Source organism: Ornithinimicrobium tianjinense (assembly GCF_014636495.1).
GTDB lineage: Bacteria > Actinomycetota > Actinomycetes > Actinomycetales > Dermatophilaceae > Ornithinicoccus > Ornithinicoccus tianjinensis.
On record NZ_BMEM01000002.1, the window covers coordinates 20,916 to 43,775 of the forward strand.

Annotated in this window: 22 protein-coding genes, 1 tRNA gene and 1 other RNA gene; 10 read left to right on the plus strand and 14 right to left on the minus strand. The window is 72.5% G+C overall.

Annotated features, from left to right (window positions below; genetic code table 11):
* Positions 1–9 precede the first annotated feature (9 nt).
* From IEV65_RS07920 to IEV65_RS07930, 3 genes are read right to left on the minus strand one after another with little or no spacing between them, the layout of a single operon-like run.
* A complete protein-coding gene (locus IEV65_RS07920) occupies positions 10–1,338 on the minus strand; it encodes a glutamine synthetase family protein (protein WP_188429647.1) in 1,329 nt (442 codons plus the stop codon).
* Between the two features lie 4 nt (positions 1,339–1,342).
* The gene (locus tag IEV65_RS07925) at positions 1,343–1,702 is read right to left on the minus strand and encodes an MGMT family protein (RefSeq protein ID WP_188429649.1); all 360 of its coding nucleotides are present in this window, start codon (positions 1,700–1,702) and stop codon (positions 1,343–1,345) included.
* A gap of 15 nt (positions 1,703–1,717) precedes the next feature.
* On the minus strand, positions 1,718–1,951 hold the full coding sequence (locus IEV65_RS07930) for a methionine aminopeptidase (protein WP_188429650.1): 234 nt from the start codon (positions 1,949–1,951) through the stop codon (positions 1,718–1,720).
* A gap of 60 nt (positions 1,952–2,011) precedes the next feature.
* Here IEV65_RS07930 and map point away from each other — a divergent pair, with 60 nt between their 5' ends.
* The gene (gene map / locus IEV65_RS07935; protein WP_188429652.1) at positions 2,012–2,872 is read left to right on the plus strand and encodes a type I methionyl aminopeptidase; all 861 of its coding nucleotides are present in this window, start codon (positions 2,012–2,014) and stop codon (positions 2,870–2,872) included.
* Positions 2,873–2,899: 27 nt separating this feature from the next.
* Positions 2,900–3,658 carry a polyphosphate--glucose phosphotransferase gene (gene ppgK / locus IEV65_RS07940; protein WP_188429654.1) on the plus strand — a complete coding sequence of 253 codons (759 nt, stop codon included), beginning with the start codon at positions 2,900–2,902 and terminating at the stop codon, positions 3,656–3,658.
* 135 nt (positions 3,659–3,793) lie between these two features.
* On the opposite strand, the gene IEV65_RS07945 is transcribed toward ppgK, so the two are convergent.
* Together IEV65_RS07945 and IEV65_RS07950 are read right to left on the minus strand one after the other, a co-directional pair.
* Positions 3,794–5,251, minus strand: coding sequence for a GuaB1 family IMP dehydrogenase-related protein (locus tag IEV65_RS07945; RefSeq protein WP_188429656.1), 1,458 nt, complete (start codon positions 5,249–5,251; stop codon positions 3,794–3,796).
* 75 nt (positions 5,252–5,326) lie between these two features.
* Positions 5,327–6,667, minus strand: coding sequence for an HNH endonuclease signature motif containing protein (locus IEV65_RS07950; protein WP_188429659.1), 1,341 nt, complete (start codon positions 6,665–6,667; stop codon positions 5,327–5,329).
* A gap of 77 nt (positions 6,668–6,744) precedes the next feature.
* Between IEV65_RS07950 and IEV65_RS07955 the strand changes: the two genes are divergently transcribed.
* The 3 genes from IEV65_RS07955 to rnpB all read left to right on the plus strand — a co-directional run bounded on the left by IEV65_RS07955 (position 6,745) and on the right by rnpB (position 8,309).
* Positions 6,745–7,404: an MBL fold metallo-hydrolase gene (locus IEV65_RS07955; protein ID WP_188429661.1), complete on the plus strand. Its 660-nt coding sequence runs from the start codon at positions 6,745–6,747 to the stop codon at positions 7,402–7,404.
* Complete coding sequence (locus IEV65_RS07960) at positions 7,401–7,895, plus strand: nitroreductase family deazaflavin-dependent oxidoreductase (protein WP_188429663.1); 495 nt, start codon at positions 7,401–7,403, stop codon at positions 7,893–7,895. Before IEV65_RS07955 ends, IEV65_RS07960 begins: the two co-directional genes overlap by 4 nt.
* A gap of 27 nt (positions 7,896–7,922) precedes the next feature.
* Positions 7,923–8,309, plus strand: an RNA gene (gene rnpB, locus IEV65_RS07965) — RNase P RNA component class A.
* 30 nt (positions 8,310–8,339) lie between these two features.
* On the opposite strand, the gene IEV65_RS07970 is transcribed toward rnpB, so the two are convergent.
* From IEV65_RS07970 to IEV65_RS07980, 3 genes are read right to left on the minus strand one after another with little or no spacing between them, the layout of a single operon-like run.
* Positions 8,340–9,713: an MFS transporter gene (locus tag IEV65_RS07970; protein ID WP_188429665.1), complete on the minus strand. Its 1,374-nt coding sequence runs from the start codon at positions 9,711–9,713 to the stop codon at positions 8,340–8,342.
* Between the two features lie 2 nt (positions 9,714–9,715).
* Positions 9,716–10,525, minus strand: a complete 810-nt coding sequence (locus IEV65_RS07975; protein ID WP_188429667.1) for an HAD family hydrolase — start codon at positions 10,523–10,525, stop codon at positions 9,716–9,718.
* Positions 10,522–11,967, minus strand: a complete 1,446-nt coding sequence (locus IEV65_RS07980) for an RNB domain-containing ribonuclease (RefSeq protein WP_188429669.1) — start codon at positions 11,965–11,967, stop codon at positions 10,522–10,524. The genes IEV65_RS07975 and IEV65_RS07980 overlap by 4 nt, the downstream gene beginning before the upstream one ends.
* Before the next feature lie 33 nt (positions 11,968–12,000).
* On the opposite strand from IEV65_RS07980, the gene IEV65_RS07985 reads away from it, so the two are divergent.
* Positions 12,001–12,747, plus strand: a complete 747-nt coding sequence (locus tag IEV65_RS07985; protein ID WP_188429671.1) for a YaaA family protein — start codon at positions 12,001–12,003, stop codon at positions 12,745–12,747.
* Between the two features lie 12 nt (positions 12,748–12,759).
* On the opposite strand, the gene IEV65_RS07990 is transcribed toward IEV65_RS07985, so the two are convergent.
* The 6 genes from IEV65_RS07990 to IEV65_RS08015 form a co-directional block, all read right to left on the minus strand.
* The gene (locus IEV65_RS07990; RefSeq protein WP_308642566.1) at positions 12,760–13,977 is read right to left on the minus strand and encodes a histidine phosphatase family protein; all 1,218 of its coding nucleotides are present in this window, start codon (positions 13,975–13,977) and stop codon (positions 12,760–12,762) included.
* Positions 13,974–14,711: a zinc ribbon domain-containing protein gene (locus tag IEV65_RS07995; RefSeq protein ID WP_188429673.1), complete on the minus strand. Its 738-nt coding sequence runs from the start codon at positions 14,709–14,711 to the stop codon at positions 13,974–13,976. Before IEV65_RS07995 ends, IEV65_RS07990 begins: the two co-directional genes overlap by 4 nt.
* Positions 14,708–15,586, minus strand: a complete 879-nt coding sequence (locus IEV65_RS08000) for a Nif3-like dinuclear metal center hexameric protein (RefSeq protein WP_188429675.1) — start codon at positions 15,584–15,586, stop codon at positions 14,708–14,710. The genes IEV65_RS07995 and IEV65_RS08000 overlap by 4 nt, the downstream gene beginning before the upstream one ends.
* 40 nt (positions 15,587–15,626) lie before the next feature.
* Positions 15,627–15,699, minus strand: a tRNA-Val gene (locus IEV65_RS08005).
* A gap of 93 nt (positions 15,700–15,792) precedes the next feature.
* The gene (locus IEV65_RS08010; RefSeq protein WP_188429677.1) at positions 15,793–16,257 is read right to left on the minus strand and encodes a peroxiredoxin; all 465 of its coding nucleotides are present in this window, start codon (positions 16,255–16,257) and stop codon (positions 15,793–15,795) included.
* The gene (locus tag IEV65_RS08015) at positions 16,254–16,685 is read right to left on the minus strand and encodes a DUF3052 domain-containing protein (RefSeq protein ID WP_188429679.1); all 432 of its coding nucleotides are present in this window, start codon (positions 16,683–16,685) and stop codon (positions 16,254–16,256) included. Before IEV65_RS08015 ends, IEV65_RS08010 begins: the two co-directional genes overlap by 4 nt.
* Positions 16,686–16,828: 143 nt before the next feature.
* On the opposite strand from IEV65_RS08015, the gene aceE reads away from it, so the two are divergent.
* From aceE to IEV65_RS08035, 4 genes are all read left to right on the plus strand, one after another.
* Positions 16,829–19,585 (plus strand): pyruvate dehydrogenase (acetyl-transferring), homodimeric type, encoded by a 2,757-nt coding sequence (aceE, locus tag IEV65_RS08020; protein WP_188429681.1) that lies wholly within the window; start codon positions 16,829–16,831, stop codon positions 19,583–19,585.
* A gap of 77 nt (positions 19,586–19,662) precedes the next feature.
* Entirely contained in the window at positions 19,663–20,748 is a 1,086-nt protein-coding gene (locus tag IEV65_RS08025) for a PucR family transcriptional regulator (RefSeq protein WP_188429683.1), read from the plus strand.
* A gap of 101 nt (positions 20,749–20,849) precedes the next feature.
* On the plus strand, positions 20,850–21,800 hold the full coding sequence (locus tag IEV65_RS08030; protein WP_188429685.1) for an ACP S-malonyltransferase: 951 nt from the start codon (positions 20,850–20,852) through the stop codon (positions 21,798–21,800).
* Positions 21,797–22,855 (plus strand): beta-ketoacyl-ACP synthase III, encoded by a 1,059-nt coding sequence (locus IEV65_RS08035; RefSeq protein WP_229735088.1) that lies wholly within the window; start codon positions 21,797–21,799, stop codon positions 22,853–22,855. The genes IEV65_RS08030 and IEV65_RS08035 overlap by 4 nt, the downstream gene beginning before the upstream one ends.
* Positions 22,856–22,860 lie beyond the last annotated feature (5 nt).

Below are 22,860 nucleotides of genomic sequence, written 5' to 3' on the forward strand. Positions count from 1 at the left end.
TGCCCCGCCTCACAGGTGCAGGAGGTAGCGGTCGAGCTCGAACTGGGTCACCTGCGAGCGGTACTCGCCCCACTCCTGCCACTTGTTGCGCAGGTAGAAGTCGAAGACCTGCTCGCCCAGGACCTCGGCGACGAGGTCGGACTCCTCCATCACCGCGACGGCCTCGCCGAGGCTCTGCGGCAGGGGGTCGATGCCGAGCGCGCGACGCTCGGCGTCGGTGAGCGCCCACACGTCGTCCTCCGCCTCGGGCGGCAGCTCGTAGCCCTCGCGGATGCCCCGCAGGCCGGAGGCGAGGAGCACGGCATACGTGAGGTAGGGGTTGCACGCCGAGTCGATCGAGCGGACCTCGATGCGCCGCGAGTGCCCCTTGCCGATGGAGTACATCGGCACGCGGGCGAGGGCGGAGCGGTTGTTGTGGCCCCAGCAGACGTAGGCGGGCGCCTCTCCCCCACCCCACATCCGCTTGTAAGAGTTGACCCACTGGTTGGTGACGGCGCAGATCTCGCGGCTGTGGGCGAGCACGCCGGCCATGAACCGGCGGCCGGTCTGGGACAGCTCGTAGGGCGCGCCGGGCTCGTAGAAGGCGTTGGAGTCGCCCTCGAAGAGCGACATGTGCGTGTGCATGGCCGAGCCCGGGTGCGCGGCCAGCGGCTTGGGCATGAAGGAGGCGAAGGCATTCTCCTGGAGGGCGACCTCACGCACCACGGTGCGGAAGGTCATGATGTTGTCCGCCATCGACAGGGCGTCGGCGTAGCGCAGGTCGATCTCCTGCTGCCCCGGTCCGCCCTCGTGGTGGCTGAACTCGACGCTGATCCCCATCTGCTCCAGCGTGTCGATCGCCGCGCGGCGGAAGTCGTGCCCGTCGCCGCGCGCCACGTGGTCGAAGTAGCCCGCCTGGTCGACCGGCTGCGGGCCCACGGTGCGGTCGTAGGGCTCCTTGAACAGGTAGAACTCGATCTCGGGGTGGGTGTAGAAGGTGAACCCCTCCTCGCTGGCCGCGTCCAGCGCCCGGCGCAGGATGTGGCGGGAGTCGGTCGGCGCAGGGGTGCCGTCGGGCATCCGGATGTCACAGAACATCCGGGCGGAGCGCTCGCGCCACGGCAGCACCTGGAAGGAGTCGGCGTCGGGTTGGACCACCATGTCCGCCTCGTAGACCCGCGTGAAGCCCTCGATGACACTGCCGTCGATGCCGATGCCCTCGGTGAAGGCCTGCTCCAGCTCGGCCGGGGCGACCGCGACCGACTTGAGGGTGCCGAGGATGTCGGTGAACCAGAGCCGGACGAACCGGATGTCCCTCTCCTCGATCGTGCGGAGGACGTACTCCTGCTGGCGGTTCATGCGCTCATCCTGCCGTATCGCTCCCGCCCAGCCCGTCCGTGGCGCAGGCGTAGTCTCGCGCCAGCTGCTCGAGGTCGACGCGGTATGCCGCGATGCGGCACCCCAGCCCGTTCGGCTTCACCTCGATGCCCTCCCGCTCCCAGTGGGGGCGAGCCCGGGCGAGCAGGTCGGCCGGGAAGTCCCCGGCGTGGTTGGTCACCCGCCACCAGGCCACGTTGGCGCCCCAGTGGCGCATGAGCGAGCCCACCTGGCGTGGCCCGATGCCGACGAGCCCGGCCAGGTCGCCGTAGGAGACGACCCGCCCGGGGGGCACCTGCTCCACGGCACGCAGCACACGCTCGACGAGGACGTCCTGGTCGACCACGGGCGGTGCGGAAGGTCAGTCGTTGAGCGGGTTGTTGTCCCAGTTCGACGCCCCGGCGTCCCCGGTGGCCCACTCGTCCTCCGCGCGGTCCTCCTCGTCCCACGCGGCGGTGCGCTCGGCGGCGATCTCGTAGGCCCTCGCCGCGTCGGCCTCGGACTCGTAGGGGCCCATCAGGTCAGCGCTGCGCGCGCGCTCGGGGTCGTCCCCGGACTCGACCTGGCCGGTCTTGGTGTTGAACCAGAACTGCATACCCTCTCCTCCACCTCTGCTCGGGCAGGCCGTCGGGCGACGGCACGTAGAATTCAGCCTATGCCCACCCTCGCGCCGATCGCCGCCGGAACCGTCAGCCCACGCCTGCCCGTGCCGGCCTCGATCGCGCGACCGGAGTACGTCGACCGTCCCGCCCCGCGCCCCTTCCAGGGATCGGAGATCAAGGACGCGGAGACGATCGAGAAGATGCGGGTCGCCGGCCGGATCGCGGCCCAGGCCCTGGAGCTGTGCGGCTCCATGGTGCGCCCGGGCGTCACGACCGACGCCATCGACAAGGCCGGGCACGAGTTCCTGCTCGACCACGGCGCCTACCCCTCGACGCTCGGCTACCGGGGCTTCCCCAAGTCGCTGTGCACCTCGGTCAACGAGGTCATCTGCCACGGCATCCCCGACGACCGCGAGCTTCGCGACGGGGACATCTGCAACATCGACATCACGGCCTACATCGGAGGTGTCCACGGCGACACCAACGCGACCTTCCTCTCCGGCGACGTGGCGGAGGAGACCCGGCTGCTCGTCGAGCGCACCCGCGAGGCGCTCGCCCGCGGCATCAAGGCGGCCCGCCCCGGCCGCCAGATCAACGTCATCGGCCGCGTGATCGAGAGCTACGCCGACCGCTTCGGGTACGGCGTCGTCCGCGACTTCACGGGCCACGGGGTCGGCGAGGCCTTCCACTCCGGCCTCGTCATCCCCCACTACGACGCCGCGCCGTCCTACGACACCCTCATCGAGCCGGGGATGACCTTCACCATCGAGCCGATGCTCAACCTGGGCACGCACGAGTGGCAGGAGTGGGCGGACGGGTGGACCGTGACGACCGCTGACCTGCGCCCCTCGGCCCAGTTCGAGCACACGATCCTCATCACCGAGGACGGTGCGGAGATCCTGACCCAGGCCTGAGGCACGACACGTCATACCCTGTCCCCCATGGCTGACAACCTCGTCCTCGGCATCGACATCGGCGGCAGCGGCATCAAGGGGGCCCCGGTCGACCTGACCCGGGGCGCGCTCGCGGCCGAGCGCGTCCGGCTGGACACCCCCGAGGGCGCCCGGCCGGCGGACGTGCTGGAGACGGTCGCCCTCGTCGTCGAGCAGTTCTCCGACGTCGTGCCGGACGGCTCCGTCGTCGGCGTGACCGTCCCCGCCGTCGTCCAGCACGGGGTGGTGCGCAGCGCCGCCAACATCGACCCGAGCTGGATCGGCACGGACGCCGACCAGCTGCTGACCGAGCGGCTGGGCCGTGAGGTCCACGTGGTCAACGACGCGGACGCCGCGGGCGTGGCCGAGGTGCACTACGGGGCCGGCAAGGACGTCAAGGGTGTCGTGCTGCTGACGACACTGGGGACCGGGATCGGGTCGGCCCTCTTCGTCGACGGCGTGCTGGTGCCCAACACCGAGCTCGGCCACCTCGAGATCGACGGTCACGACGCCGAGACCCGCGCGGCGAGCAGCGTCAAGGAGCGCGAGGACCTGTCCTGGAAGGACTGGGCCAAGCGGCTGCAGCGCTACTACGAGACCGTCGAGATGCTCTTCTCCCCCGACCTGATCATCGTCGGCGGTGGCGTGTCGAAGAAGGCGGACAAGTTCCTGCCCCGCCTCGAGCTGCGCACGCCGATCGTGGCGGCCGAGCTCAAGAACGAGGCCGGCATCGTCGGTGCCGCCTGGTATGCCGCGAACGCCGGCTGAGCCGTCACGCCGCTGCCCGGCCCCGCTGACGACGAAGGCCGCGCCCGTTCAGGTCGCGGCCTTCGTCATGGGCGCCGAGCCATCTCCGCGGACAGGACCGCGCTGCCGGGTCGTCCACGCCCCTCGTCGCAGGGGCTACCAGGAGGTGTGGCGCGGACGGCCCTCCTCGTAGCCCGCGGCGCCCTGCACCCCGACGACGGCACGGGTGTGGAACTCACCGATGCTGCGTGCTCCGGCGTAGGTGAAGGCCGAGCGCACGCCCGAGACGATCTGGTCCAGGACGTCCTCGACGCCGGGCCGCTGGGGGTCCAGGAACATCCGCCCCGAGGAGATGCCCTCCTCGAACAGGGCCGAGCGTGCGCGGTCGAAGGCCGACAGGTCACGGGTGCGGTTGCGGACGGCGCGCGCCGAGGCCATGCCGAAGGACTCCTTGTAGGCGCGGCCGTCGACGTCCCGCATCAGGTCTCCGGGCGACTCGAGCGTGCCGGCGAACCAGGAGCCGATCATCACCGAGGCCGCACCCGCGGCCAGGGCGAGGGCCACGTCGCGGGGGTACTTCACCCCGCCGTCGGCCCACACCTGGGCACCCAGCCCACGAGCGGCCTCCGCGCACTCGAGCACCGCGGAGAACTGCGGACGGCCCACGCCCGTCATCATCCGGGTGGTGCACATCGCGCCCGGCCCGACGCCGACCTTGATGATGTCGGCACCGGCAGCGACCAGGTCCTCCACACCGGATCGGGCCACGATGTTGCCGGCGACCACGGGCACGCGGCGGCCGGTGGCGGCCTCGTGGGCGTCGCGCGCCGCGACCACGTGGGGCAGCGCCTCGATCATCTTGTCCTGGTGACCGTGCGCGGTGTCGACGACGAGCACGTCAGCGCCGGTCGCCAGCAGCTCGGCCGCCTTGCCGGGCACGTCACCGTTGATGCCGACGGCGGCACCGATGCACAGGCGGCCCTCGGGATCGAGCGCCGGGGTGTAGATGGCCGAGCGCAGCAGGCCCGTGCGCGTCACGATGCCGCGGAGCAGTCCGCCGGAGACGACCGGGGCGAGCTCGACGCGGTGCTGCTCGAGGAGGTCGAAGGCCTCGCGAAGGTCGACGCCCTCCTCGAGGACCAGGCGGGGGACGACCATCACGTCGCCGACCGACGCGAACCGGTCGACCTCGGCGGTGTCCGCCTCGGTCACCAGGCCGATCGGGCGCCCGGCCTCGACCACGACGGCCGCGTGGTGCGCACGCTTGTGCATTACGGAGAGCAGCTGGGCGACGGGAGCGGAGCGCTCGATGACGATCGGGGTCTCGTACACCGTGTGGCTTGCCTTGACCCGCTCGACGGTCTTGCCGACCTCGGGGAGCGGGATGTCCTGCGGGAGCACCGCGACGCCGCCCCGCCGGGCCACGGTCTCGGCCATCCGGCGGCCGGAGACGGCGGTCATGTTGGCCACGACGACAGGGATGGTGGTGCCCACCCCGTCCGCCGTCGTGAGATCCACGTCCAGCCGCGAGGTCACGGCCGATCGAGACGGGACCATGAAGACGTCGTTGTAGGTCAGGTCGTGCGTCGGCTGCGTGCCGTTGAGGAACTCCACGGGGGTCGATCGTATCTCTCATCACCTCGTGGGCAGGCTCTCGCCCCGGACGGTCGGTCCGGGTGCGGGGCGGGGTCATGGTCGGAGGAGCCAGACGACGCCGCGGGTGGTGACTCTGGCGGTGCGGCCGTGCTCGTGGACCCAGGTGTGGTGGCGCGGGCAGAGCAGGGCGTAGTTGGACAGGTCCGAGCGTCCGCCGCGGGCCCAGGGGATGACGTGGTGGGCCTCGCACCAGGTCGCGGGCACGCTGCACCCGGGGATCGTGCACCCCTGGTCCCGGGCCGCCAGCCGGATCCGCTGCCCCGGGGTCACCAGTCGGCGCCGCCGGCCCTGGTCCAGGACCTCGCTCGGCCCGCCCAGCACCATCGGGATCACGTCCGCCTCGCACGCCAGCCGCCGCACGGTCGCCGCGCTGAGCGTGGCTCCCTCCAGGGTGTGCCCCGCCCCCGGCAGGCCACCACCGGAGGCAGCGCTGTCGCGGCGCAAGGTGTCCAGGGCCATCGTCACCACCAGGGTGGCCTTCGCCGTCGTCGGCTGCCCCCTGGTCCCGGCGACCCCGCGGCGCAGCACCGTCATCAACGCGTCGTAGCGGCGCTGCCCCGGAGTGCGGGTGTCGACCTCACCGGTGGCCTCCTGCGTCTCCTTGCTCGCCGGCGCCGCCAACGGCGACATCAGCACCGCCCGGACCGCCTCGTAGTCCCCCGCGTCCCCGAAGGTCACCACGATCCGCTTGACCGTCCCGCCGGCCAGGTTCGACTCGTGCACGTCCCGCAGCTGCCGGCCCGCCCGGGCTCGTTCCTCGTGGCTCTTCTCCGGCAGGCACGCCCGCAGCAGCGCCGCGATGATCCGGGCGATGTCCCGCTCCCCGAACAACGGCTGCGCCCCGGCACCGACCAGGAGCGCCACCGCCCGGGTGAACTCCTCGTCGTCCACCGCCCGCCGGATCCGCACCAGCGCCCGGTGGAACGCCGCCGCGCGCCCGATCGAGAACACCCCGCGGACCGCCGCCTCCACCAGGGGCGCGTACACCCCCTCCCGCGACGCCGCCGCGACCCGGGCCAGGTCCCGCACCTGCGCCGCGTCCAGGTCCGGGCAGCGAGGGGCCAACCAGTCCCCCAGGGTGAACCCGCTGCCCAGGTGCAGGCCCCTCTGCGCGACCTCGCACGCCACCCGCAACCGGGCCCGCGACAACGACGCCGCCGTCTCCCCCAGCACCTCCAGGCCCCCCACCAGCTCGGCCTCCTGCAGCAGACCCGCACGGTGCGCCCCCACCTCGGCCCAGACCAGCTCATCGCGCGCCCGCGCCACCCCGGCACCCACCACCTGCCCCACCGTCACACCAGCCGACAGCCCCGGACGCCGCACCTGCTCCCAGCCTGTCCGCAGCACCGCCCCGCCCGCACCCATCACTCTCATAGGACAAACGTACGAGACACCACCGACATACCCACCTGACCGCAGCGAAGGCGCGCCTGACGGCATACCGTCGCGGTATGGAGATCACTCACCTCGGCCACGCCTGTCTCCTCGTCGAGAGCTCCGGCGCGCGCGTCCTGATCGACCCGGGCAACTTCTCCGACGTCTCAGCCCTGAGGGACCTCACGGCCGTGGTCGTCACGCACCAGCACCCCGACCACTGCGACCCGGCGCAGGTGCCCGCCCTGATCCGGGACAACCCCGGCGCACGGCTCCTCGTCGAGCCGCAGACCGCCGAGGTGCTGACCTCGGCCGGGCTGGCGGACCGCACCGAACGACTCACCACTGACGAGACCGTCGACCTGAGCGGGATCTCGGTCCGGACCGTGGGCGCGCAGCACGCGGTCATCCACGAATTCATCGAGCGGATCGGCAACCGCGGCGTAGTGGTCAGCACGCACGACGGGCCGACGCTCTTCCACCCCGGCGACGCGCTCGACGCCGACCCCGGACCGGTCGACCTGCTGTGCGTGCCCGTCAACGCACCGTGGGCCAAGGTGTCCGAGACCGTCGAGTTCGTCCGACGCATCGGACCTGCGCGTGGCGTGATCCCGATCCACGACGGGCTCGTGACCGAGCCCGGGCGTGACATCTACCTGCGGCACATCGTCGGCTTCGGCGCGGACGGAGGGGTCGAGCTGCACGACCTGCGCGGCTCCGGCCCGACTTCGGTATGACGTCGGTGCTGGGCGGCGTGGCCGGCCGGGTCGCCTCTCGCTTCCTGCACGACCGCCGCCTGGCGAGGTCGCCGCTCCCGCTCTACCGGGCCGGCCTGGGCTGGCTGCTCGGGCCCAGGGTGCTGATGCTCGAGCACCGGGGGCGCCGTTCCGGCGTGCTCCGCCAGGTGTGTCTGGAGGTCGTCGACCGGCCCGCAGCGGGCACCTACCGCGTGGTGTCCGGCCTCGGCCCCTCGTCCCAGTGGTACCGCAACCTCCTCGAGGACCCGCGCTGCCGGGTGAGCACCGGGCGGGTGCGGGAGGCGACGGCCATGGCATACCCGGTGCCGCAGGAGGTCGCGGGCGCAGCCCTGACCCGCTACGCCGCCCAGCACCCTCGGTCGTGGGAGGTGCTGGAGCAGGTGATCCGGCCGCACCTGCCTGCGGGGGTCACGTACGGGGACTTCCTGCCGATGATGGACCTCGTCCTCGAGGACCGGGGGGACCCGTGATGCGCGGGTAGAATAGACCCTCGTGGATGAGTCGGCCAGGCGGCCGCGTCGGAACCCCTCAGGGGATCTCCGCCGAGGAACGTCCGGGCTCCACAGGGCAAGGTGATGGCTAACGGCCACCCGGGGTGACCCGCGGGACAGTGCCACAGAAAACAGACCGCCCGCCGCCTCGGCGACGGGTCAGGGTGAAACGGTGGTGTAAGAGACCACCAGCACGCCAGGTGACTGGCGTGGCTAGGTAAACCCCACCTGGAGCAAGGCCAGACAGTGCGCGTCCGAGGGCTGCCCGCCCGAGCGCACGGGTAGGCCGCTGGAGGCGACCGGCAACGGTCGTCCTAGATGGATGGTCGCCACCTCCGCAGTGCCGGCGACGGCGCGGAGGGACAGAACCCGGCGTACCGGCCGGCTCATCCACCACACCTCCCGGACGTGCGCGGCGCCTCCTCAGGGACGCGGCACGACCTCCCCGTCGGAGGCGGGCAGCCCGTCCGCGACGTCGGTGTCGACCGGGGTGCGGGGCAGGAAGAACAGGCTCGCCGCGGCCGCGAAGCACAGCAGCGCCGCGGTCACCCACGCCATCAGGTAGGACCCTGACGCGTCGCGTCCGGCACCGGCGACGAACGCGCCGACGCCCGCCCCGACCATGTGCGCCGCGAACACCCAGCCGAAGACGACAGCCGACCGCTCCAGGCCGAAGTGCTCGCGGCACAGCGCCACAGTGGGTGGGACTGTCGCGACCCAGTCGAGCCCGTAGAACACGATGAACAGCCACATCGGCGGGCTGACCTCGGGGCCGAGGAGCGAGTGCACGAAGAGCAGCGACAGCCCGCGGAAGGTGTAGTAGCCGACGAGCAGGATCCACGGTCGCACCCGGTCGGTGAGCCAGCCGGACAGGATCACCCCGACGACGTCGAAGATGCCGATGAGCGCGAGCAGGCCCGACGCCGTCGTGACGGGCATCCCGTGGTCGTGGGCCGCCGGGATGAAGTGGGTCTGGATGAGCCCGTTGGTCGACCACCCGCAGACCCAGAAGGTGAAGAAGAGGATCCAGAACGCGCGGTGATGTCCGGCCTCCACAAGGACGGCGACCGTCTCGCGGGCGAGGCTCCGGCGGACCGAAGGCTCCGTGGCCGTGGCCGTGGCCGTGACTGTTGCCGTGGCCATGTCGGCGGGCCGCTCCCCCCACGCTCGCCAGCCCACGTCGGAGGGCCGCGACGCGAAGGGCCACAGCAGCAGCGGCACGATGAGCAGGGCGAAGCCCGCGACGCTGAGCGCGGCCGGCCGCCAACCGTGCCGCTCGGCCACCAGCACGACCAGCGGCAGGAACGCGAGCTGCCCGCACGCGTTGGCCGCCGAGAAGATCCCCATCACCAGACCGCGGTTGGTCGAGAACCACCGGTTGGCGACCACTGCCCCGAAGACCAGCGCCATCGCCCCGGTCCCGACGCCGACCAGCACACCCCACAGGAGCACCAGCTGCCACACCGCGCTCATCAGGACGGTCAGCCCCGCCCCGGCGGCGACCAGCGTCAGCGCTGCGACCGCGACCCAGCGCACCGGGAACCGGTCCATCAGCACGGCCGCGAACGGGGCGACGAGGCCGTAGACGACGAGATTGACGGTGACCGCCACCGACAGATCCGTGCGGCTCCAGCCGAACTCCTCCTCCAGCGGCGCGAAGAGCGCTCCGGTGGTCGACCGGAAGGCCGCAGCGGCGACCAGCGCGAGCAGCGTGACCGCCGCGACGAGCCAGGCGCGATGGAACGGCCAGCGCGGGTGCGCCACGTCGGCGGAGACGGCTCCTGTCGCGTTCAGCATCCTCAGCCGTCCTCCAGGAGCCGGACGAGGGTGCGGGCGACGCCGTCCTCGTCGTTGCTGGCGACCACCTCGTCCGCGGCAGCCCGCACGTCCGCATGGGCGTTCGCGACGGCGAACGAGCGCCCCGCCCAGGTCAGCATCGGCAGGTCGTTGGGCATGTCCCCGAAGGCCCAGACGTCGGACGCCGTGATCTCCGGCTCCTGCTCGTCGCACCACTGCGCGAGCGCCACCGCCTTGGTCACTCCCCGGGGTCCGATCTCGGCCAGCCGGACGGCGCCGGAGTGCGAGACCTCGGCCCGCTCCCCCACGATCGCGGCCACCATCGCGGTCAGCTCCTCCGTCTCCATCACCTCGTGGCGGACGAGCACCTTGCCCACCGAACGGCCCGCCAGCTCCTCGGCCTCGCAGACCATCCACTCCGGCCCGTGCACGCGGCTGCCGCGATAGGCGTGCTCGCGCGCCAGCCCCTCGAGCCCCTCCGTGGCCAGCCGGATGCCCGGTATGCCGTCACGCAGGTCCGCGATCAGCTCGCCCAGGACCTCGGCCTCCAGGAGCCGGTGGGAGACGATCCGACGGCTCGAGAGATCGTAGGTGAAGGCTCCGTTGCCGCAGAGGGCGAGACCCTCGACGCCCAGGTCCGCGAGCTCGTCCATCCAGCGGGGTGGCCGGGCGGTGACCAGCACCACGCCGACTCCGGCCGCGCGCACGTCGTGCAGGACCCCGCGGGTGTAGTCGGTGACCGTCCCGTCGGTGCGCAGCAGGGTCCCGTCGCAGTCGGTGGCGACCACGCGCGGTCGCCGCCCTCCGCTCATGGACCGAGGACCAGGAGATCCACCTGGCCGCTGAGCACGTCCACGCGCTCCACCCGGACGCGCACCACGCTGCCGATCTCGGCCGTGCCGCGCGCCCGCTCGCTGACCGGGGGGTCGGTCAGCTGCACGACGACGCCCTTCTCGGTCCCGTCGACGACCACGGCCTCGAACTCCTGGCCCACCCGGTCGGCCAGGACGGCCGCCTCGACGGCGCTCACGCAGGCGCGTTCCACGGCGCGCGCCCGGCGGTCAGCCTCCTCCATCACCTCCGGCAGGCCGGCCAGCGACTCCCGTGCCCAGCCCGGCACCTCGTCGCCGCTGCTCAGCGCCTCGCAGACGACGAGCCCGAAGCGGTCGACGAGCCGCCGCAACGGCGCGGTCACGTGGGCGTAGGGCGCGGCGATCGCCGCCTGCACCTGCTGCTCCGCGGGCGGCAGCTCGCCGTCGAAGGCGGTGTAGCCGGCTCCCCGGAACAAGGACGTGGCCGCCTGGACCACCGCGAGGTGGGCGGGGTCGGACTTGTCGAGCGTGCGCAGGAACTCGCCGTACGGCATACCCTCGGGCCACTCGGCCCCTAGGGCGCGCGCCTCGCGCCGGAAGCGCTGGACGGCGTCGTGGGGCGGGACGGGCATGGTGCGCAGGATCCCGACCCGGCCCTCGAGCATCAGCTGGGCGGCCACCATGCCGGTGAGGAGGGAGATCTGCGCGTTCCAGTCCTCGGCGGGCAGCAGCGGGCGAAGGCGCAGGACGTACTGGCCCTCGTCCGTCTGCTCGACCTCCTGCTCAGGCATGGGCAGGCTCGCGCCGCCGCGGGCCGCCTCCTGCTTGACGCGCAGCTCCCCGACCACCTTCAGCAGCTGCAGGACCTCCTCGCCCTCCCCGCCGTCGACGAGCGTCTGCACCTCGTCGTAGGTGTAGCGGCGCACGGAGCGGACCATGGCGCGGTAGAGCTCGACCTGTGAGTGCACGCCCTCGGCGTCGAGCCGGATGTCCCAGACAAAGGCGGGTCGCTGCTCCTCGGGCAGCAGGCTGGCGGCCCCCTCGCTCAGGGCCGGCGGGTGCAGCGGGACCCGCAGGTCCGGGCAGTAGACGGTCAGGCCGCGCCGCCGCGCCTCCGCGTCGACGGCTCCGCCCGGCCGCACGAACGCCGGGACGTCGGCGATGGCGTAACGGACGCGGTAGCCGTCCCCGTCACGCTCGATGTGCATCGCCTGGTCGAGGTCCATCGAGCCGGGCGGGTCGATCGTGATGAACGGCACGGAGGTCTCGTCCCGCTCCGGCAGGTCCGGCGTGGCGAGCGCCTGCTCGACCTCCTCCAGCACCTCGGCCGGGAAGTCCAGCGGGACCTCCTGCTCCTGGCGCGCCGCGGCGAAGGCCTGGGTGAGCAGCCGCCCGGTCTCGGTCGTCGGGGCGCCGGCAAGCTTGGTCGCACGCTGGATCATGAGCGCCACCCTACGTGGCCTACCCTGCCTGACGTGCTCATCCTCCTGCCGCCGTCCGAGTCCAAGGCCACCCGGGCGAGGGGTTCCGCGCTCCGCCCCGAGAGCCTCTCCTCCCCCTCCCTGACCGCGCCCCGGCTGGAGGTCGGCGAGGCTCTGGCGGCCGCGAGCCGACGGGAGGACGCCCCCTCCGTGCTCGGGGTCAGCGCCTCGCTGGGCGAGGAGATCGCGCGGAACACCCGCCTGCAGGATGCCCCCACCCTCGCGGCCCGGGACCTCTACACCGGGGTGCTCTACGACGCCCTCGACCTCGCCAGCCTCGACCCGGCGTCGACGCGCCGGGCCAACCGCCGCCTCGTCGTCGTCTCCGCTCTCTACGGCGCGCTGCGGATGAGCGACCGCGTGGCGCCCTACCGCCTGTCGATGGGCGTCAACCTGCCCGGGGTCGGCCCGCTCGCCAGCCACTGGCGCCCCCACCTGGAGGAGGTGCTGGTCGAGGCGGCCGGACGCGGACTGGTCGTCGACTGCCGTTCCAGCACGTATGCCGCGGCCTGGGTCCCGCAGGGCCCGCTGGCCGAGCGCTGGGTCACCGTGCGCGTGCCGGGCGCGACCCACATGGCCAAGCACACGCGAGGGCTCGTCGCCAGGGCGCTCTGCCAGGAGGCAGCCGACCCGCGCCACCCGAAGGCCTTGCCGGGACTGCTGACCCCGCGCTTCGAGGTGGAGCTGTCGCCCCCCGCACGCCCCGGGCGACCGTGGGTGCTCGACGTGCAGCCCGCCTGACCGGGCGTCGGCTCAGAGGTCGCGCAGGTGCCAGGTGTCGTTGACGAAGGCCACCTGCACGCCGCCGTCGGGCCACACCTCGACCGCGGTGAGAGACGCCGGCGCCGTGGCGATGGACCAGGCACGGTCGTGGTCGATCCCCAGGAGTCGGCACAGGACCGACATGAGCGCCACGCGGTGGGTCGCCACGACGACCGTGCCGCCCCGTGCCAGCGCGCGCCCGAGAGCCGAGGCCACCCGCGCGTCGAGCTGGCGTCGCGTCTCCCCGCCCTGGGGCGCGAAGTCCGCGTCCGTGCGGAGTCGGAGAAGGTCCTCACCGGACTCGGCGACGAGGTCCGGCATCGCGCGACCGTCCCACTCGCCGAAGCCCTGCTCGTCCCAGTCGGCGTCCTGCTCACGCTCGACGCCGAGGAGGTCGGCGATCTCCTGCCCGGTCTGCCGGGCGCGGCGCAGCGAACTGGACACCACGGTGACGGGCCCGCGGGAGGAGCGGTCCACGAGGTCCTTGACCGCGCGGGCGGCGGCCCGGGCCTGGGACAGCCCCGTCGCGTTGAGCGCGGGGTCGGCGCCGCCGCGACCGTCGAGACGGTGGGTCTGGGTGAAGTCGGTCACGCCGTGGCGCACCAGGATGAGCCGGGTCTGGCCCTCCAGCGTCGGGACCGTCTCCGGGGAGACGACGACGTCGCTGAGCGGGGCGCGCGGATCGCCGAAGGTGGGAGTGGCGAGGGCAGGCGCGCCCGTCGTCTCCTTCGGCCCTGGACCGGAGCTGTCGTCCGCCCCGTGGTCGCGGTGCACGGTGCGGCCGTCCATCCCCAGGTTCGACAGGGCGTCGGCCGCCTTGTTGTGGTCACGCGGGACCCAGCGGAACTCCACCGAGCCGCCAGCCTTGCGCACCTGGTCGACCAGGCGCCGAGCCTGGAGCGCCAGCCGCTGCATGTCGGCATGCTTGATCTTCCAGCGGCCGGACATCTGCTCGACGACGAGCTTGGAGTCCATCCGCACCTCGACCAGCGGCCCGTCCGTCAGGTAGCCGTCGACCACCGCCTGCAGCCCGGCGATGAGTCCCTCGTACTCCGCGACGTTGTTCGACGCCCTCCCCAGCGGGGCGGCACGCTCGGCCAGGAGGGTGCCGGTGCGCGCGTCGCGCACGAGGGCACCGTAGCCCGCCACTCCCGGGTTGCCCCGGGAGCCGCCGTCGGCCTCGACGACCAGCGCGGTCGGCAGCGTCACAGACCCGACTCCGGGGTCCGGACGAGGATCCGGCCGCACTCCTCGCAGCGCAGGACCTCGTCCTCCGCCGCAGTGCGGAACCGGCCCAGGTCGACGACGTTGAGCTCCAGGCGGCACCCGCCGCAGCGACGCTGCAGCAGTGGCGCGGCCCCGGTGCCGCTGTGCGCGCGGATGCGGTCGTAGAGCGCCAGCAGCTCGGCGGACACGTCGGCCGCGACGGCTGGGCGTCCCGAAGCCACGTCCTCGCGGTCGGCCGCAATGACGGCGAGCTTCTCGTCGCGGGCGGCGCGCAGCTCGGCGAGGCGGGTCGCGTGCTCGTCACGGGCGTCCACGGCGGCCTCGGCCACCCGCTGCGCCGCCTCCACCCGCTCCATGACCTCGAGCTCCTCGTCCTCCAGCACCGACTGGCGCCGGGCGAGCGACTCCAGCTCGTGCTGCAGCCCCTGGAGGTCCTTGGCCGTGCCCGTGCCGGCGGCGAGCCGGGCCTCGTCGCGAGCGGCCCGGTCGCGGACCTGCTGGACGGCCGCCTCGGCCTTGGCCACCTCGCGCTCCAGGTCGCTCAGCTGCGTCTCGGCGCGCACGACCTCGGCCCGCAGGTCCGCCTCGCTGGCCTCGAGCCGCGCGATGTCGATCAGCTCGGGCAGCGTCCTGGCCTGGTGGTCGAGCTGGCTGAGCCGGGTGTCGAGCTCCTGCAGGTCCAGCAGCCTGGCCTGCATCTGGGGGGTCGCCTTCACGCGTCGTCTCCTGGTTCAGGGGGTGGGGTGGCACCGACCACGAAGTCCCACGGGTCGGTGCGCACGGTCGAGATCTCGATGCTCACGCTATCCGGCAGGGCCGCCGCCAGCCGGTCCCGCAGTCCGGGGAGCCACAGCCACTCGCTGGCGAAGTGTCCCGCGTCGATGAGGTATGGCGTCTCCGCCACCCCTGCCCCGGGGCCGCCCCGCAGCCGGGCGCGGGCGTGCGCCTCCTCCCGGGCCTCCAGTGCGGGGTGATGGCGCAGGTCGGCGGTGACGTACACGTCGGCACCGCTGCGGCGGACGGCGGCGAGCTCGGAGTCGCCCGCACCGCCGAGCACGGCCACCCGGCGGACGGGTGCGTCAGCGGGCCCGGCCACCCGGATCCCGCCGGCGGTCGGCGGCAGGGCCGCACCCAGCCGCTCGGCCAGGTCGCGCAGTGTCACGCTGTCCGGGAGCTCACCCACGCGGCCGAGCTCCTGGGCCTCCGAGACGGTCAGCGCCTCGGTCTGCTCGAGCCCGCAGGCGGACGCCAGGGCCTGGCCGACCCCCGGGTCCGCCACGTCGGCGTTGGTGTGGGCGCAGTAGAGCGCGACGTCGTTGACGACGAGGTCCGTCACCGCGGCGCCCTTCGCGGTCGTCGGGGCGACGGAGTGGATGCCGCGCAGCAGCAAGGGGTGGTGGGTGACGATCAGGTCCGCGCCCAGCCCGACCGCCTCGCCGATCACCGCCAGGGTCGGGTCCACCGCGAGCAGGATCGTGGAGACCGGCTGCTCAGGGTCGCCCGCCACGAGCCCGACCCGGTCCCAGGACTGGGCGGTGGCCGGCGGGTAGAACCCCTCCAGCACCTCGACCACCCGGGCGAGCGTCGGCACGCCCGCTCCGGCGGCCTGGTCCTCTCTGCTGTTCTGCACGTGGGCCCGGCCGGGCTCGAACCGACGACCTACGCGGTGTAAACGCGGCGCTCTACCAACTGAGCTACAGGCCCGTGCGGACACCCCAGCGCGGGGCTGCGAGGTGTCCGGCGTGCCATTGTGCCAGCCCGGGACCCCTGCCTGCGAACGACGGGCCCGGCCCCGGCTCAGATGCTGCGGACCGCCTCGTGCAGCAGGCCGATCGGGCGTTGCTCACCACGAGGGTTGACCAGGCTCCAGCGCACCGTCATGGTCGGGTCGACGAGGAAGGTGCCGCGGATCGCCATACCCGAGTCCTCGTCGAAGACGCCGTAGGCGCGGCTCGCCGCGCCGTGCGGCCAGAAGTCGGACAGGAGCGGGAAGCGGTAGCCCTCGCTGGCGGCCCAGGCGCGCAGCGCGTGCCGGGGGTCGCACGAGACGCCCACGACCTGGACGCGGTCGTTGACGAACTCGTCGATGTTGAGCTGGATCTCGAGCAGCTCCCCGGTGCAGATCGGGGAGAAGGCGAAGGGGAAGAAGACCAGGAGCGCGTGCCGGTCGGCCACCAGCTCCGAGAGTCGCACGGGGTCGTCGTGCTGGTCGGGCAGGACGAGCTCGGGAGCCCGGTCGCCCGGGCCGAGGCCTGGTGTCACTTGCGGCCGACCAGCCGCTGACCGACCCAGTCGCCCAGGGCCACGGCCCCGGAGGCGGTCAGCGAGCACGTGGTGCACGCCTCCTGGACGTCGTGGGCGGCCACCCGGTCGTCACGCCGGGCGCCCGGGGTGAGGAGGGCGATGAACCCCCCGTCCTCCATGGTCGTCAGCGCGTCCATGAGCTCGTCGGCGAGGTCACCGTCGCCCTCGCGCCACCACAGGAGGACGACGTCGACGACGCCGTCGTAGTCCTCGTCCTCCAGCGGTCCCTCGGTGACGGCCTCGATCGCGTCACGGAGGTCCTCGGCGACGTCCTCGTCGTAGCCGTACTCGATGACCACCTGCCCCGGGGCGAAGCCCATCTTGCGCACCGGGACGCCCAGCTGGCCGGGGTCAGCGGCCTCCACCTTGTCGTTGTCGCTTGCCATGGTGGCCACTAGAAAACTAGATCGCCCACCGGATGTAAAGACGCGACCGGGCGCGCCGCCCAGGACAGGCGGCCCGACGTCACGTCACACGCCGTGACAGACTGGGCCCGAGTGTGCCCCTACGTTCGAAAGGACATCTGAAGATGCCTACGGAGCGCCCCGTCGGTCCGATCCTCAACGGTCTGCCCAGCCAGGTGCCGGACACCGACCCCGAGGAGACCCAGGAGTGGTTGGACTCGCTCGACGGCGCCATCGACGCCGGGGGCCGGCAGCGAGCCCGCTACCTGATGCTGCGGATGCTCGAGCGCGCCCGTGACTCGCAGGTCGGGATCCCGTCGCTGACGACCACCGACTACATCAACACCATCCCGCCGGAGCGTGAGCCCTGGTTCCCCGGCGACGAGGACATGGAGCGTCGCTACCGCGCCTGGATCCGCTGGAACGCCGCGGTCATGGTGCACCGCGCCCAGCACCCCGACATCTCGGTCGGTGGCCACATCTCGACCTACGCCTCGATCTCCACCCTGTGGGAGGTCGGCTTCAACCACTTCTGGCGGGGCCGTGACCACGAGGGCGGCGGCGACCAGATCTTCTTCCAGGGTCACGCCTCCCCCGGCATCTACGCCCGTGCGTTCCTCGAGGGGCGTCTCGACGAGGCCGACCTGGACAGCTTCCGCCAGGAGAAGAGCAAGAAGCACGGCGACGCCGAGCCGCTCCCGTCCTACCCCCACCCGCGGAGCATGCCGCACTTCTGGCAGTTCCCCACGGTGTCGATGGGCCTGGGCCCGATGAACGCCATCTACCAGGCGGCCTTCAACAAGTACCTCCACAACCGCGGGATCAAGGACACCAGCCAGCAGCACGTCTGGGCCTTCCTCGGTGACGGCGAGATGGACGAGCCGGAGTCGCGTGGCCTGCTCCACGTGGCAGCCAACGACGAGCTCGACAACCTGACGTTCGTCGTCAACTGCAACCTGCAGCGCCTGGACGGCCCGGTCCGCGGCAACGGCAAGATCGTCCAGGAGCTGGAGAGCCAGTTCCGCGGTGCCGGCTGGAACGTCATCAAGGTCCTCTGGGGCCGCGGCTGGGACGAGCTCATCGCCCGCGACACCTCGGGCGCGCTCGTCAACCTCTTCAACTCCACCCCCGACGGGGACTACCAGACCTACCGCGCCAACGACGGCGCCTTCATCCGGGACCACTTCTTCGGGCGCGACCCGCGCACCAAGGAGATGGTCAAGGACTGGAGCGACGACGACATCTGGTGGCGACTCAAGCGCGGCGGCCACGACTACCGGAAGGTGTTCGCGGCCTACCAGGCGGCGATGGCCCACACCGGTCAGCCCACGGTGATCCTGGCCCACACGATCAAGGGCTACTCCCTCGGCTCGCACTTCGCGGGCCGCAACGCCACGCACCAGATGAAGAAGATGACCCTTGACGACCTCAAGGGCTTCCGCGACAGCCTCAAGATCCCGATCACGGACGAGCAGCTCGAGGCCGACCCCTACCGCCCGCCGTACTACCACCCGGGCGAGGACGACCCGGCGATCCGGTACATGAAGGACCGGCGCACGAAGCTGGGCGGCTACCTCCCCAAGCGGGAGCCCGAGAGGGTCGCGGCTCTCGCGCTGCCCGAGGAGAAGGTCTACGACGTCGCCAAGAAGGGCTCCGGCAAGCAGCGGGTCGCGACCACCATGGCCCTGGTCCGCATCTTCAAGGAGTGGATGCGCGACAAGGAGTTCGGCAAGCACCTGGTGCCGATCATCCCGGACGAGGCGCGCACCTTCGGCATGGACAGCTTCTTCCCCACGGCGAAGATCTACAACGTCCACGGCCAGAACTACACCTCCGTCGACGCCGACCTGATGCTGGCCTACAAGGAGTCCACGAGCGGCCAGATCTGGCACGTGGGCATCAACGAGGGTGGCTCGGTCGCGGCCTACACCGCGGCGGGCAGCTCCTACGACACCCACGGTGTCCACATGGTGCCGTTCTACATCTTCTACTCGATGTTCGGCTTCCAGCGCACGGGCGACGGGATCTGGGCGGCGGCCGACCAGCTGACGCGCGGCTTCATGATCGGTGCGACAGCCGGCCGCACCACGCTGACGGGCGAAGGGTTGCAGCACGCCGACGGGCACTCCCTGCTGCTGGCCTCCACCAACCCGGCCTGCGTGGCCTACGACCCGGCCTACGCCTACGAGATGGCCCACATCCTGCCCGACGCCCTGCGGCGGATGTACGGCGAGAAGCCGGAGGACATCTTCTACTACCTCACGGTCTACAACGAGCCCATGCTGCAGCCGGCGGAGCCCGAGGACGTCGACGTCGAGGGCATCATCCGGGGCATGCACCGCATCAAGCGTGCGGAGCCGACCGGCGAGGGCCGCCACGTCCAGCTGCTCGCCTCCGGCGTCGGGGTGCCGTGGGCCCTCGAGGCCGAGGAGCTGCTGCGCGAGGACTGGGGCGTGAGCGCTGACGTCTGGTCCGTCACGTCCTGGTCCGAGCTCCGCCGCGAGGCGATGGAGTGCGACGAGGACGCCTTCCTGCACCCCGAGAAGGAGCGGCGTGTCCCCTACGTGACCCGTCGTCTGTCCGAGGGCACCGGCCCGGTCATCGCGACCAGCGACTGGATGCGCTCGGTGCAGGACCTGATCGCGCCCTGGGTGCCCGAGGACTACTACGCCCTCGGTGCGGACGGCTTCGGCTTCGCCGACACCCGGGCCGCCGCTCGCCGGTTCTTCCACATCGACGGCCCGTCGATGGCGGTCAAGGCGCTCCAGATGCTGGCCGACCGCGGCGAGATCGATCCTGACGTCCCGCGTCAGGCCGCCGAGAAGTACCGTCTCCTCGACGTCTCGGCGGGCACGTCCGGCACCACCGGGGGCGACGCCTGAGCGCACCTGTCGTCGGCCCGGGCGCCGAGGAGCTTCCTCGGCGCTCGGGCGCGCTGGCCACGCTCGCCACGCGCCGCATGGAGGCGGAGCACGCCTGGTACCGCGAGCTCTCCCCCGACGACCGGTCGTGGGTCCTGCTCATCAGCCAGGCCGCCATCAACGCCCTCCTGAGCTGGTATGCCGAGGGGTGCCCCCCGACGGCCGTGTCCGGCGAGATGTTCGCGAGCGCCCCGAAGTCGCTGGCCCAGACCATCTCGCTGCGGCAGGCGCTCGACCTCACCCGGACGGCGATCGCCACGGTGGAGGACGCCGTCCCCGACCTCGTGCCCGAGGGTGAGCAGGCGGCGCTGCGCGAGGCGGTGCTGCGCTACTCGCGTGACGTGGCGTTCGCCGCGGCGGCGGCCTACGCGGGCGCGGCGGAGCGCCGGGGCCGCTGGGACGCGCGGCTGGAGTCGCTCGTCGTGCACGCTGTCATCCGCGGGGAGGCTGACGACACGTTGGCCTCCCGCGCCGCCGAGCTGGGCTGGGAGGACGTCTCCGGGGTGGCCGTCGTCGTCGGCGCCCTGCCCGAGGGTGACTCAGCCGCATCCCTCGCGGCGGTGCGCGAGGCGGCGGTCGGCCTGGGTCGCGAGGCGCTGACCGCGGCCCAGGGCCCCCGGCTCGTGTGCATCCTCGGTGGGACCGACGACCCGCTGGAGGACGCCGCCCACCTCTCCGCGCTCTTCGCACCCGGTCCGGTCGTCGTCGGCCCTCGTGTGCCTCACCTCTTCGCGGCGGGCCGCAGCGCCCGGGCAGCGATCTCCGGCGCGGACGCCGCCTACGCCTGGGCCAACGCCCCGAGACCGGTCGCCGCGGACGAGCTCCTCGCGGAGCGCGCCCTCATGGGTGAGCTCCCCGCCCGCCGGGCGCTGGTGGACCGCGTCTACGCACCGCTCAAGGCCCACCCCTCCACGCTCCTGGAGACGGTGCAGGCCTACCTCGACCACGGCACGGTGCTGGAGGCCACGGCCCGCGAGCTCTTCCTGCACCCCAACACCGTCCGCTACCGCCTGCGCCGCACCGCCGAGCTGGTCGGTCTCGACCCGCACTCCCCGCGCGACGCGTGGGTGATCCAGGTGGCGATCGCCCTCGGGCGGATCGGGCAGCGGGGTCGGCGCCGCTGAGCGAGGTTCGCCCGATCTTGTAGGAACTGCACAAAGCCTGGTCCCAAACCTCGTCGGGAACCATGAGGGCGTCGGCGGGTTCCTCCAGGCACAGTGGTCTGGTGCTCGTCATCGTCGCGCCCGGACAGGGCTCCCAGACCCCCGGTTTCCTCAGCCCCTGGCTCGAGCTCCCCGGCGCCCAGGACCACCTCGCGTCGCTGTCGGAGCTGAGCGGTCTGGACCTCGTGGCCCACGGGACAACCTCGGACGCCGAGACCATCAAGGACACCGCGGTCGCCCAGCCGCTCATCGTGGGTGCCGGCCTGCTCACGCTCGCCGCGCTCGACCTGCCCGGCGGCCCGACCGGTGGCGCCGTCGGCGCGCTCGCCGGCCACTCAGTCGGGGAGATCACCGCGGCAGCGGCGGCCGGGGTCCTCACGGAGGAGCAGGCCCTGGTCTTCGTCCGCGAGCGCGGACGCGGCATGGCCGAGGCCTCCGCCCTCACGCCGACCGGGATGAGCGCCGTGGTGGGCGGCGACCCCGACGAGGTCAGCGCGGCGATCGAGTCGTGCGGTCTCACCCCCGCCAACATGAACTCCGCGGGCCAGGTCGTCGCGGCGGGCACGCTCGAGCAGCTCTCCTCGCTCGCCGCCGCGCCGCCGGCCCGGGCCCGCGTCATCCCCCTGCAGGTCGCCGGCGCCTTCCACACGCACCACATGAGCCCGGCGGTCGACCGCCTGCGCGCACTCGCCGAGGGGATGGAGGTCAGCGACCCCGGGGTGACCCTGCTGTCCAACGCGGACGGCGCCGCGGTGACCAGCGGTCGCGAGGCGCTCGACCGGCTGGTCAGCCAGGTCTCCAACCCGGTGCGCTGGGACCTGACCATGGAGACCTTCGCCGCCCTGGGGGTCACCGGCATGATCGAGCTCTCCCCCGCCGGCACCCTCGTCGGCCTGGCCAAGCGCGCGCTCAAGGGCGTGGAGCTGCTCGCCCTCAAGACGCCCGACGACCTCGAGGCCGCCCGCCGGATGGTCACCGAGCACGCCACCACCACCCAGGAGGACACGCCGTGACCGACACCACCGCCGAGCCGAGCACCACCGGCCGCAAGACCATCACGGTCCCGGGCTCCATCCGGCACGCCCGCATCCACGGCCTGGGCGGCTACCGCCCCGAGCGGGTGGTGACCAACGAGGAGATCTGCGAGTTCATCGACTCCTCCGACGAGTGGATCCAGCAGCGGTCCGGCATCGTCACGCGCCGCTTCGCGCGGGAGGACGAGACCGTGGTGGACATGGCCGAGGCCGCCGCGCGCCAGGCCCTGGACCGCGCCGGCATCAGCGCCGACCAGATCGGCGTCGTGATCATGGCGACGGTGAGCCACCCCTACCAGACGCCGGCCGCCGCACCGATCCTCGCGCACCGTCTGCAGATCCCCAACCCGGCGGCCTTCGACATCTCCGCCGCCTGCGCCGGCTACTGCCACGGCATCTCGCTGGCCAACGACATGGTGCGGGCAGGCACCGCCGACTACGTCCTCGTCGTCGGGGTCGAGAAGCTCTCCGACTTCACCGACAAGTACGACCGTGGCTCCGCCTTCATCTTCGGCGACGGGGCCGGCGCGGCCGTGGTCGGCGTCTCCGACGTCCCGGGCATCGGCCCGACCCTGTGGGGCAGCCTGGGCGACAAGGCCGACGTCATCACCCAGCGCGAGTCGTGGACCGACCTGCGTCCGGCGATGGTCGAGGAGCACCGCGAGGAGGCCATCGAGTGGCCCGCCTTCGTCATGCAGGGCCAGACCGTCTTCCGCTGGGCCGTCTTCTCGATGGCCGAGGTCGCCGTCGAGGCGGTCGAGGCCGCAGGTCTGACCCCCGGCGACCTGGACGCCTTCGTGCCGCACCAGGCCAACGTGCGGATCACCGACGCGATGATCAAGCGGCTCGGCCTGCCCGAGCACGTCCCGGTGGCCCGGGACATCGCCGAGACCGGCAACACCTCCGCAGCCTCCATCCCGCTGGCCATGGCGCGGATGCTCGACGAGGGCGAGGCCCCCAGCGGCGGCCTCGCGCTGCAGATCGGCTTCGGCGCCGGGCTGGTGTATGCCGCGCAGGTCGTCGTGATGCCCTGAGGCCG

Bases quoted from the DNA above. Each gene is read 5' to 3' on its own strand.
- IEV65_RS07980 (WP_188429669.1), bottom strand. From the start codon at position 11,967: ATGATCCAGCGTGCGACCAAGCTTGCCGGCGCCCCGACGACCGAGACC.
- IEV65_RS07955 (WP_188429661.1), top strand. From the start codon at position 6,745: ATGGAGATCACTCACCTCGGCCACGCCTGTCTCCTCGTCGAGAGCTCC.
- IEV65_RS07930 (WP_188429650.1), bottom strand. From the start codon at position 1,951: ATGCAGTTCTGGTTCAACACCAAGACCGGCCAGGTCGAGTCCGGGGAC.
- IEV65_RS07960 (WP_188429663.1), top strand. From the start codon at position 7,401: ATGACGTCGGTGCTGGGCGGCGTGGCCGGCCGGGTCGCCTCTCGCTTC.
- map (WP_188429652.1), top strand. From the start codon at position 2,012: ATGCCCACCCTCGCGCCGATCGCCGCCGGAACCGTCAGCCCACGCCTG.
- IEV65_RS08015 (WP_188429679.1), bottom strand. From the start codon at position 16,685: ATGGCAAGCGACAACGACAAGGTGGAGGCCGCTGACCCCGGCCAGCTG.
- IEV65_RS07975 (WP_188429667.1), bottom strand. From the start codon at position 10,525: ATGAGCGGAGGGCGGCGACCGCGCGTGGTCGCCACCGACTGCGACGGG.
- IEV65_RS07920 (WP_188429647.1), bottom strand. From the start codon at position 1,338: ATGAACCGCCAGCAGGAGTACGTCCTCCGCACGATCGAGGAGAGGGAC.
- aceE (WP_188429681.1), top strand. From the start codon at position 16,829: ATGCCTACGGAGCGCCCCGTCGGTCCGATCCTCAACGGTCTGCCCAGC.
- IEV65_RS08025 (WP_188429683.1), top strand. From the start codon at position 19,663: ATGGAGGCGGAGCACGCCTGGTACCGCGAGCTCTCCCCCGACGACCGG.
- IEV65_RS07970 (WP_188429665.1), bottom strand. From the start codon at position 9,713: ATGCTGAACGCGACAGGAGCCGTCTCCGCCGACGTGGCGCACCCGCGC.
- ppgK (WP_188429654.1), top strand. From the start codon at position 2,900: ATGGCTGACAACCTCGTCCTCGGCATCGACATCGGCGGCAGCGGCATC.
- IEV65_RS07950 (WP_188429659.1), bottom strand. From the start codon at position 6,667: ATGAGAGTGATGGGTGCGGGCGGGGCGGTGCTGCGGACAGGCTGGGAG.